This window comes from Stieleria sedimenti, assembly GCF_025060895.1.
Lineage (GTDB): Bacteria > Planctomycetota > Planctomycetia > Pirellulales > Pirellulaceae > Stieleria > Stieleria sedimenti.
Genome location: NZ_JANZKV010000067.1, coordinates 28,699 through 40,897 on the forward strand (window position 1 = coordinate 28,699; position 12,199 = coordinate 40,897).

2 protein-coding genes are annotated in these 12,199 nt (G+C 60.5%); one reads left to right on the top strand and one right to left on the bottom strand.

Going from position 1 to position 12,199, the window contains the following annotated elements:
* Positions 1–271: 271 nt before the first annotated feature.
* Entirely contained in the window at positions 272–10,297 is a 10,026-nt protein-coding gene (locus NZK35_RS10730) for a S8 family serine peptidase (protein ID WP_259632530.1), read from the top strand.
* A 597-nt stretch (positions 10,298–10,894) separates the two neighbouring features.
* On the opposite strand, the gene NZK35_RS10735 is transcribed toward NZK35_RS10730, so the two are convergent.
* Positions 10,895–12,145, bottom strand: a complete 1,251-nt coding sequence (locus NZK35_RS10735) for a DUF1559 domain-containing protein (protein WP_259632531.1) — start codon at positions 12,143–12,145, stop codon at positions 10,895–10,897.
* Positions 12,146–12,199 lie beyond the last annotated feature (54 nt).

The window sequence follows — 12,199 nt, forward strand, 5'->3', positions numbered from 1 at the left end:
GACCGCCCAGTGAGCGTCCATGAGGAGACCCGGGCGGTGGCGCGAACCGGCTGATCTCAATGACGACCAGCCGTTTGGCGCGAGCCTACGGGCCCCAACCTGAGGAAACGACGCTTCCATTAGCGGGGTCGGGCTCCGTTGACAAAAGGTTTCGGTAACAAATGATACGTCCCGAGGCGTCATCGATGCTCCTTACGACGCACCCGTTCGGGCGACCAGATATACTGGACAGCTCCTCTTTTCCCACTGGAATTCTTTTCACGGTTCACGAGTGACACATCGGATGTTTGCGGCCGTCGGCCGAACGGCAGGGCCGTCCCAAGGTGGCCGAAGCAATGGACGTAGGCGGCTGAGCGTTGAGTCGCTGGAAAAGCGGTATTTGCTGGCGGCTGCCCTGGATGCCGGCCCGGATACCATCGCCGTTGGTGCGTCGCTCTCGGAAACGGAATCGGTGTATTGGCAGGACCGATCGGTCGAGATTCGACGCGGCCAATGGGTGGTGCAGTTTGATCGCCGGGCGACGGCGCCGCAGTCGAGTGACGGATCCGACGCGTTCGCCAATGCCGAGGCGTGGCTCCAGCGCCGCCAACCGAAGCAAGTGATTTCGGTCGACGCCGAGATTGAACGTCGGTTGTACGAATTCGATGATCTACTGATCCGCAGCGCGATGTTGCATGCCTTTGACAACTCGCCGAACGTGATTTCCGTCGAACCGAATTATCGCGTTGCGGTCGACGCCGTCCCCGACGATCCTTCGTTTCCACAGCTCTGGGGGCTCGACAATCAGGACGACACTGACATCGACGCGCCCGAAGCTTGGGATTTAACGACCGGGTCGAGCGACATGGTCGTCGGTGTGATCGACACCGGCGTGGACTACAACCACGAGGACCTTGCGCAAAACATTTGGGTCAATCCGGTGGAATGCCCGGCGGGCCGAGGCACCTGTGTCGAAGACGGCATCGACGACGACGGAAACGGATTTGTCGACGATTTCTTCGGCTGGGATTTCTACAACAACGACAACGACCCCTTTGACGACAACAGTCACGGTACACACGTCGCCGGAACGATCGCGGCGGTCGGCAACAACGCGACGGGCGTTGTCGGCGTGAATTGGAACGCCAAAATCATGGCGATCAAGTTTCTCGGCAGCGGCGGCAGCGGGTACTTGTCCGATGCGGTCCGGGCGATCGACTACGCGACCAAGATGAAGCGTGATCACGGCATCAACATTCGTCTGACCAACAACAGCTGGGGCGGCGGCGGATACTCTCAAACGATGTATGACGCCATCGCCGCCAACCGGGACGCCGACATGCTGTTCGTCGCCGCGGCCGGCAACGATTCAAGGAACAACGACTCTTTCGCCTCGTATCCCGCCTCCTATGACCTGAACAACATTCTCTCCGTTGCCTCGACCACCTCGTCGGATGCCCTGTCGTCGTTTTCCAACTATGGCCGCACGACGGTGGATGTCGGTGCCCCCGGTTCGTCGATCTACAGCACGATTCCGAACAACCGCTACGGCACCAAAAGCGGCACGTCGATGGCAGCACCGCATGTCGCCGGCGTCGCCGCACTGGCTTGGGGCAGCAATCAAGCGGCCTCCTACGCTGCGGTCCGGCAAGCGATCACCAGCGGCGTCGATCCGGTGCCGGCGTTGACCGGAAAGACGGTCACGGGAGGACGCATCAACGCATTGAAAACGTTGCAACGGATGGGCTTGTTCGCGACCGTCGTTTCGCCGCAGCCCGATACGATCGTCGAGACCGCGCCGACATCCTTCACGATCGATTTCTCCGCCCCGATCAACGCCGGTAGCCTGAATGCCGCGGATCTGACGGTCAACACGATCGCCGCGGACAGCGTCGTTCTGCTCGACTCGGACACGGCCCAATTTACGTTTTCGGTTTCACCGGTCGCCGTCGAAGGCATCCAAACCCTGCGGATCGCCGCCGGCACGATCACGCAAGCCTCCAACGGCGACGGGATTGCTGAACTGGCCGCCACGTTCTTCTATGATCCGACACCGCTGCGTGTCACCGCGATCACGCCCGCCGAGGGTGACATCGTGTCGTTGCCGGCCCCCAGCTTGCAACTGGATTTCAGCGAACCGCTGTCACCCGGCTCGATCGGTATCGATGATCTGGTCGTCAGCGACGGACGGGTCGAACGCTTCACCCTCGTTGATGCGGACACGGTGATCTATCACTTGACTGGCATCACGACGGAGTCATTGCTGACTGTCGATCTGATCGGCGGCACGGTCGCCGACACCGACGGTTTTCCCAACGAAGCGTTCTCGGCGTCGTTTCCACTGGACATCGATACGTTGGGCTATCCGGGCGTCTGGACCGCGTCGGCACCGCTCGGATCCCGCGTTCACCAAACGTCCATCTCCGGGCTTTGGCACTCCGGCAGCGACGAAGATCGCTATCAACTGAATTTGGAATCTGGTCAAACGATCAGCCTGGCCGTGCAGCCGGCGGCGCTGCGGCCTGTCGATTTTAGCCCGCACGCGTTCGCAAGGGGCCATGCATCGCCCCTCGCCCACGCGTCGGGCTGGCATCATTCGGTCGATTTCGAAACATCGAGTCAATCGACAGGCAGTCTGGCCGGCGACAGTGTTCCCACACCCAGACTACGCGTCCTCGATCCCTCCGGGGCAACCCTCGCCGACGCGACAGCGACTGGCGGAGAGGCGATCGTGATCAATGCGTTGACCGCTCCCGTCTTCGGTGACTACACCGTCGTGGTCGAGACGGTCTCGGAATTCGGCGGCACGTACGCATTGCAGCTGGGGCTTTCGACCGTGCTTGAGACGGAACCGTTTTCATCGCTCCGCAACGACACGTTGGCTGGCGCCGAAGCGGTTGACGCGGGCTGGAGCGTGACGAGCGAATCGGTGTCGCAAGTCGGCGTGATTGGCTCATTCGATACCGGCAGCGACAGCGACTGGTTTGCCATCTCGCTCGATGCCGACGTGCCGACGACGTTTGCCGTCGCGTCACCGGGAATGACTCAATCCGGCAGCGGACCGCTGGAATTGTCGCTGCACGCCGCTGACGGATCGCCACTGGCGTTGGCCGTCGTCGATGCTGATGACGCTCGGATCGATGACTTTGCCGCCGCGGTGACCGGCACCGTCTATGTGAAGGTCGTCGGCGGAGATTCCGACTATGTGTTATCCGTGACATCCGGCGGGACGCTGGATCGCGACCGAATCGACGCGGATCTCAACGGTTCGATCGACACGGCCCAAGGTTTGGCATTACCCCCACGCGTCGTGGGGCATCTCGGTGGCGACTTTGCCGCCGGCCCCGGTGTCGACACGACCGAGATCCACCGGACGCAGATTTCGCTGGATTCGTCACCCGAAGGCGACATGATTCGCGACGTCGTCTTCACGCCGGACGGTTCGCGGTACCTGATCGCCCACCGGGACAGCGAGAACGTGCTCATTTACCAGGCCGCGACCGGTAACCTGCTGGCCGAAATCCCGGTCGAAGGCAAGCCGGTTGACCTGGACGTGACTCCCAACGGTGCCTATGCCGTTTCCGCCAACACCGACGGCAATACGGTCACCGTGATCGACTTGGCGACGCTGACAAAGGTCGCAGACATTGCAACGTCGTCGGCGTGGCCTTATCGCGTCCACACCACGGGCGACAGCTCACGTGCCGTGGTGGCGACCGCCGGTGGCGAGTACGTCACGGTTTCGCTGACCACGTTCGCCCAGACCCATCAATTCGAAGCCTCCGGGTTGGGCTCCGTCTCACGGGCGAGCAGTTTTGGGTATGCCGGACGGTCGCTGTTCCACTACACCGATTTTGTGTTGACGCCCGATGGCACCAAGTTGATCGGTCCGGGGACCGACGTCGCGGGATCCACCGTCGACATTTTTAATTTGTCGACGGGCTCCCTCGCCGCGTCGATTCCGGTGCCGGACGAATCGCCGGCGATCTTGTTGACGGCTGATGGCAATACCGTTTACGCGGTCAGCCGACGCTCGGTGTTTGAAAGCACAATCAGCAAAATCAGCTTGGCCGGCAACACATTGCTTCAAGAGATCAACGGGCCCGGGCTGACGACCAACCACGTCTTGCTTTCTCCAGACGAGCAGGAATTGATCGGCGGACGCTACGGCTCCTTGCAGTTCATCGATTTGACCGACGGATCCCGTGCTTCGGTCCAAGCGGGCAACACGTCGGGTTTCGCGATCAGTTCCGACGGCAACTACGTCCTGGCGGGCGATGTCGTTGATTTGGCGTCGAAAACGCGAGTCAAAACGCTGCCGTATGATTCCTCGATGGACTTCGTGGTGACCAGTCCGACCGAGTCGCGGGGGTTGAAGATCAGTCGCTTGCAGAATGATCAATATTCATGGATCGACATCAGTGGCCCCTCGTCATCGGTCCTGGAAACACGCATCGGTGGATCGGCGATCGAAGGCGACACGCCGGTCGTCATGAGACTCACCGACGACGGCTTGACCGCGGTGACGGCGAATTACGCTTCAAGAAATTTGTCCGTCGTCGATTTGGCCGGCAAGTCCGTGACGCGATGGATCGATGTCGGATTCCGTGTCGATTCGCTGGCGATCACGCCCGACGGTCGATATGCCATCGCATCGAGCGCCAGCACGTCCAACTCCGTCGTGCTGGTTGATCTGGTCGCCGGTACCGTCGATGCCACGCTGACGGGCATCAACTACTTCCCGCGAGACGTCGCGATCAGCGACGATGGAACACAGGCGTACGCGGTGACGACGGGACTGACCGATTCCCCTGATTCGCTGTATTTCATCGACGTCGACGGCGCATCATCAAGCGTTGCCGGATCGATTCCGATCGGTGATGCATCCGGCGGAATGTATGATTACACCCGTCTACAACTCTCCCCGGACGGTTCACTGTTGGCGATTCCGGTGACCGGCAGCGGCGATCTGGTGCTGGTCGACACGACGACGCGGGCCGAAATCGCGCGGGTGGCGACCGGAGCGGCATCGCCCACCGAAGTCCTGTTTTCTCCCGATGGATCGCTGTTGTTTGTCCGTCATCAATCCGGCAATGGTCTCTCGGCGATTCGTATCGATGGCGCGAACTCGAATTTGCAAACTGTCATCACGGAGATCCCGAGCCCGGCTGCGATGACGATCGATGCCGCCGGCGACTACTTGTACGTTGCGACGTCGCTGTACCGCAGAAACAACGAAGTCCATGTCGTGGATGTCCAGTCGCTGGACGTGGTCCAAACGGTCTCGCTGAGCAGCGACGCTCGACCGACGCGGATGCACCACGACGGCAACGTCATTTACTTGCTGGCGAGTGAAGAATTCACCCCGCGTGTGTTTGCGGCCGACGCCAGCGACACGTTGATGCGGATCTTTGCCGCGGGTGTCGATTCGGAGTTGGTGGACGCGACGCCATTGGGCGGACGTTCTCGCCTGGTCAGCTACAGCCCGCCGTTGCAGTCGGCGTTGGCCGCCTCGCAAGATCAAGACACGATCGAAGTCATCGATTTCAGCGACACGACGTTCGGCGATGAAGACTACTACCAATTTTTGCCCCAGGTCGGCGACACGTTGACCCTGGCAACCACGATCCCGGGATCGGCAGACGGATTGATCGAAAACGCACTGGACGTTGCGATCGAAGTGTTTGACCCGCAAGGACGGCGCATCGGTGTCGGCGAAAGCGGGACCCTGCAAATCACCATCGGATCGATCGGGATCCACACCGTTCGAGTTTTCGCCCAGAATTTCACCCGCGGTGAATACGTGCTTTCCATCGATGGAGCAACGATCGTGGCGGGGCCCTCGCTGGTTGGTTTCACGCCGATCGACGGGGAACGCGACGTCGCGCCCGATGCATCGTTGACCCTGACCTTTGACCGGGCGGTCTCGATCGGTAGCGGACAGATTGTGATCAAACGCGCCGCGGACGACTCGATCTTCACGTCGATCGACGCGTCAAGCACGGAAGTGGTCCTCGACGGGCCGACGGTGACCATCACTCCGTCCTTGGCTTGGGAACTGGGCACGGATTATGACGTGTTGATCGATGCGGGAACGTTCATCGGCGGCGGCGGTGGATTCGCCGGCATTGCAGACCCCAGCTTGTGGGATTTTGCGGTCGGCTATGGGTTCGACTTTGGTGATGCGTCCGCGCCCTACCCGGTGACACAGGCCGACGGGGGTGCCCGGCATTCATTGTTCGGCCCTCAACTGGGCGTCTTGCGAGACAGCGAGCCCGACGGCACGCCGTCTGGTGCGGCCGACGCGGATGACGTGACCACCAGCGATGACGAAGACGGTGTGGCGTTTGGCTCGTTGCAGGTTGGGCAGATCGATGCCAGCTTTACGGTGGATGTCCGCAATGTCACCAGCGAAGCGTACCTGGACGCCTGGATCGACTTCAACGCCGACGGCCACTTCGGTGGAAAAGCAGAACAGGTGGCCGCGTCGGTGACCGTGGGCAACGGCAGTCATGTCATCGAATTTGATGTCCCCGCCTGGGTCTCCGCCGGTGAAACGTTCGCCCGCGTGCGTCTGAGCACCGCGGGCGGTTTGGGCGTGACCGGCAACGCCCCCGATGGCGAGGTCGAAGATTATTGGGTCGAAATCGAGCCGCCCCGAATTGCTTCGAGAGAATTTTATCCGCTGAAATCGTTGTCGCCAAAATTCAGCGGTGGCAACGTCGTCCCGGTCGACTTGGACAGCGACGGAGACATCGACCTGATCCTTCCCGACGGCAGCGACAACAATGTCGCGTGGCTCAAGAATGACGGCACGGGGACGTTTACCGAACAGTTGCTGTACAACCAGTGGAACACGAAATCGGTCGAAGCAGTCGACTTTGATCGTGACGGGGACATCGACGTCGTCTATCTGTTGCCGATCTCTGACGAACTCGGCTGGTTTGAAAACCAGGGCAACGAGAGCTTTACCAAGAATATCATCGACAACCAGCTCACCACGCCACAAGACTTCACCGTCGTGGACTACGACCAGGATGGCGACCAGGACCTGATCGCGGTCGACAATTTTGACGATCTACTGTTGCTGTATGTCAATCAAGGCGACCAAACCTTCGTCAAACAGACGTTGGCCGGCAACGTGGATGGAAACCTGATGGAAGTGGCGGATCTGGATCGCGACGGCGACCTGGACATTGTCGTCAACGATGACGGACTGAGCTGGTACGAACAAACCGCAACCGGATGGACGCAGCACGCGATCGCGACGGGGTTTCATTACGCGGTCGAGATCTTTGACGTCAATTCCGATGGGGTGCTGGATGTCGTCAGCGCCGATTCGTTCCAGGTCAATTGGTACGAAAACGACGCGGCCGGCTCCTTTACGAAACGTTTGCTGATCAACATCAGCTCGGTGCGTGCGGTCGAATTCGCCGACTTGGACGGCGACGGAGACATGGACGCGATCGCCAAGGGGACCAATTCGTTTTCCGATCTGTCATGGCTGGAAAACGATGGCGCGCAGAACTTCCAACTCCGAACGCTCAGCGACAAGGCGAATCAGGCGATCGATTTGGCGACCGCTGACCTTGACGGGGATTCCGATCTGGACGTCGTGGTGTCGACCAGTTCCGATGGATTTGCTTGGATCGAAAACGTCAACGGAGTTTTGTTGAGTGTGGAGGAATTGACGCCCTCTGCAGGCAGCGCGATGGTCGCCCCCGGGCAAGACCTGGCGATCCGGTTCGATCAAGTCATCCAGCTCGGTTCGGGTCGGGCAACGATCCATCTAGCCGCCGACGATTCGATCGTGGAGACCATCGACGTGACCTCGTCCACTGTCTCGCTGAGCGGCGATACCCTGACCCTGGATCCTCTCAGTGATCTTGCGGCCAACACCCGGTATTACGTCCGACTGGATGCCGGAGTCGTCAAAAACGTGCCCGGAGATCCTTACGAAGGTCTCGACGATGAACGCTGGAATTTCCAAACCGCGGCGATCGGGATCGATTACGGCGACGCACCCGACACGGCGATCGGAACCTCTGCCGGAAACTACAACACACTTGCAACGGACAACGGCCCGTCGCATGTCCTCACCGCCGGACTGTACTTGGGCCGGATTGCCGATGCCGACGACGGGACCTTGCAGAACGCCTGGGCGGGGGCGGACGACGCGGTCGGCGCCCCGGATGACGAGAACAGCGTCCTGGCGGCTGATCGCGATTTGGTGCTGACCGTCGCCGCGTCGCCAACGGTGGCGCTGGTGGTGACCAATCTGACCGACGGCGAGGCGACGCTATCGGGCTGGATCGACTACAACCGAAACGGCGTTTTTGAAGCCGACGAATCCGCTCAAACCACGGTTTTCGCCGGCACCCGACGAGCCATCGTGACGCTCCCGTTCCCGCCCGTCCCCGGCGGCAGTGCCGGCGAGACGTTCGCCCGATTCAGACTGGGGACGGACGCCGCGGCGCAATCGCCGGTGGGGCCTTCTGGGCCGGGTGAAGTCGAAGACTATCCGGTCACGATTCGCAACCCGGGGCTGGGAACCGCCGCCAGCGCGACGGTTCTATCGAGCGGTATCGGCGGTGTTCCCCTGCTCGATGCGTCCGATCAATTCGGCGCATCGGTGGCGGCACTCGGAGATCTGGACGGCGACGGGATCGACGACATTGCGATCGGAGCTCCCGGTGATGATGACCTGGCGTTGGATGCCGGTGCTGTCTACATCGCGATGATGAATGCCGACGGCAGCATCAAGAGTCATCAAAAGATCGTCGCCGACGCGACGGGTTTGCCGTTTGACGCCAGCGATCAATTCGGGATGGCGATCGCCCCGGCGGGCGATTTGGATTTCGACGGCGTTGCAGATCTGTATGTGATGAGCAAGCAGACGGGCAATCAAACGGCATCGATCAGCCGGGTCACGCTGAATGCCGATGGGACGGTCAAGGAGCACACCTACATGCTTGCCACCGTCCCGGGCGGGTTCCCCCAATTGTCGACCTTTGCGCCGATCGGTGACTTGGACGGAGACGGAAATCCGGATTTCGCGATCGGAGAAAATTTCGTTCGAGTCAACAACGTCTTTTCGGGCGCGTTGCACATCCTGTTTTCCGCCGACGACGGATCCGCCCGCGAAACCACCTTGATCGCCAGCCAGACCGGTGGTGGTCCGGCCTTGACCAATTCCGCGTACTTCGGCACCTCGGTCACGTCGCTCGGCGACATCGACGGTGATGGAGTGACGGACTTGGCCGTGGGTGCCTACGGCAACCGCAGCGTGACCACCAACAGCGGTGCCGTTTACATCCTGTTCATGAAGCGCGACGGAACGGTCAAGTCGAGTTACGAGATCAACGGCACCAATCCCAACGAACCGGCCCTGGGCAGCCTGTCGCAATTCGGCTCTTCCGTCGCGGCCATCGGCGATCTTGATTCCAGCGGAGTCACCGAGTTGCTCGTCGGGGCGAACGGGCATGCCGTGGGAGAAACCCAGCAAGCCGGCCAAGCGTTCGTGTTGTACCTGGCCAGTGACGGATCGGTGGTTGACCACGTCGCACTCGGCACTGCGAACGGAGGCGTCGTTCATTTAGCCGAGTCGGATTTCTTTGGACGATCGGTCGCTGCGGCGGGCGACATCAACGGAGACGGGCACGTCGATCTGATCGTGGGTTCGTCGCCGACCAGTTCGTCCAATCGCGGCCGTGTTCACACGATCTTGCTGGACGCTCCGACCCCGCCGGGCGTGCAGAGTATTCAAGTCAACGACGGCGGCAATGGGCGGTCCCAACTCACCTCGTTGGTCGTTCGCTTTGATGCGATCGTCGACCATCAAGGACTCGCCGACGCCTTCATCGTGACCAACACGGACACCGAGACCGACGTAGGACAAGTCACGGTGACGGCGGATGATTCCGCTGGTACCACCGTCGTTCAAATCGGGTTTGCCGGCGCGTCCACGGTGGCTCGTGCCGGTTCAGGAACGCTGGCCAATTCGCTCAGCGATGGCAACTATCGGTTGCTGATTGACGCAGACAAGATTCGAACCGCCGAGGGAACCGCAATGGCCAGCGACCATGTCTGGGGCCAACAAAATATCGACGCGTTTTTCCGATTGTTCGGTGACACCGATGGCGATCGTGATGTGGACGGCCAAGATTACGGACGATTCGGATTGAGTTTCCTGAAATCCGGCACCGACCCGGCCTTCGATCCGCACCTTGACGGCGACGGCGATGGCGACGTCGACGGACAAGACTACGGACGATTCGGCCAGAATTTCTTGAAGCGTTTGGGCGACGCGACCCGCTAATTTTTCGTGTCACCTTGCGTTTCGAGTAGGCGGTAGTGGACGAGGCGACGAGTCCCGTGACAATACGCCCATGCAGAGGACTCGTCGCCTCGTCCACTACCCGAAAATTGGGTTGTCGATTCAAGCCCGCACGCGTTAGCAAGGGGCCACGCGACGCCCCTGGGGCAACGCACCAGGAGTACGTCCCTCGGGGAATCAAGTTGGCCAAACCATTTGCTTGTGTTCATTTACCTAGGGCGTGGGACGTCAACTTTATTACTGCCGGATCTCTAATAAATACACTGGCTCCCCTCTCCCCAAAAAACGCCAAAGACGCGAAGCGTTCAGCGTTTTTTGGGGAGAGGGGTGCCATATTCGTCAATGATTTGAATCGACATCCCAGCGGGAGAGAATCTAAATTAACTGCCAATCGCTGCCGTCATACAATCGATGCCCCTTGTGGCGGTGTTCGCTTCGCTCGACCGCCGGCTTCTATCTGCATTCCATTCGGGGATGCAAAGACATGGGGCATCCGCCCGGCAACGCCCAGGAGGGCGTGCCGTGGGGACGCGAGATGGCCAGCAGGCATCGACAACCTGCTGCGACTGCTTGGCAGGGTTACTGGTTCAGCTGTGCCTGGACCGTTTCGCGGGACGCTCGGGTTCCCAACGCTCCCCACAATCCATACGGACTCTTCGCGCCCGGCACCGACTCACCGGTTCCACCGCTCCAGACGTTCGTATGGTGAACGTTACCGGCTTCGATCGAATCGGTCAGGAAGATCACGGCGCCGTCGCCCATCAAGACGTGAACGCCACCTTGGTGGCGGCTGCTCGGCGGGGCGACCCCCATCGAGTTCTCATCACCGGTGCTATCGCCACCGAGGCAGAGGTCTTTGTTGGGCGGCAGGATGGTGTTCATCGCCGTGTAAACCGTTCCTCCGGCGGCCCATCGAAACCCGCGTCCCTGGTTGCTGGCCGCCAACGTCGGCGCCGTGCCTCCGTCGTTTCCGTTGGACCAGAACCGCGGACGATCGGGACTGATGTATCCCTCGTGCTCGCAGTGATCCGGTTCGTCGCGAATCTCTTCGGTTTCACCCCGGATGGAGGCAATCGTTCGCTTGTCGCGGTCGCCCAGGTCGGTCGTGATTTCACCGGCAACGATCGTGTTGGACAATCCGTCCAAGATGTCTCGAAATCGCATGCTCTTGCGAGCGACAAAGGCACCGCGGCACGCCGCGTTGGCTTCAACGGCGACGGCGATCGGCGGCGATGTGACCACATTGTTGACTTGGAACCACGGTCCTTGATCCATCATCACCGCGGAATCGCCAACGCATGCGGCGTAGTTGGTTCGTCCCATCGCCGGCAACCCAGTCCCCGGATCACTAGGACAACGCAGCGTCGGGATCTCAACCTGCCAAGGCGGATAACCGGCTTGCGAGGTTCGCGGCCCCATCGCCGGCCACGGTGGTGTGCGTCGGCTAGTGGAATTAACGACGATGCTGTTTGGATTCTTAATCTGATCCCAAAGTGCTTGCTGCTCCATGTAGGGCGTCAGTCCGACCCAAATGGAAAGGTCCATCCGGTTGTCCTGGTCTGTCGTTCCGTCGGATCCGTTGACCCATGTCCCACCCTTGTAGGTCGGAAGTCGTTTGTAGGCGCCGTGATAATTGTGAAGCGCGATGCCCAGTTGCTTCAAGTTGTTGCTGCAACTCATGCGACGGGCCGCTTCCCGTGCCGCTTGAACGGCCGGCAACAACAGTCCGACCAGAATGCCAATGATCGCGATGACGACCAGTAATTCCACGAGCGTAAAGGCCCGCTGCGGGCGCGACACTCGCGCCCGACTTGCGTAATGAATGAACATAGAGATTGCTGAATGAAAAATGATTTGGAGAACGGTTGCTTGTGCCCGGCGACC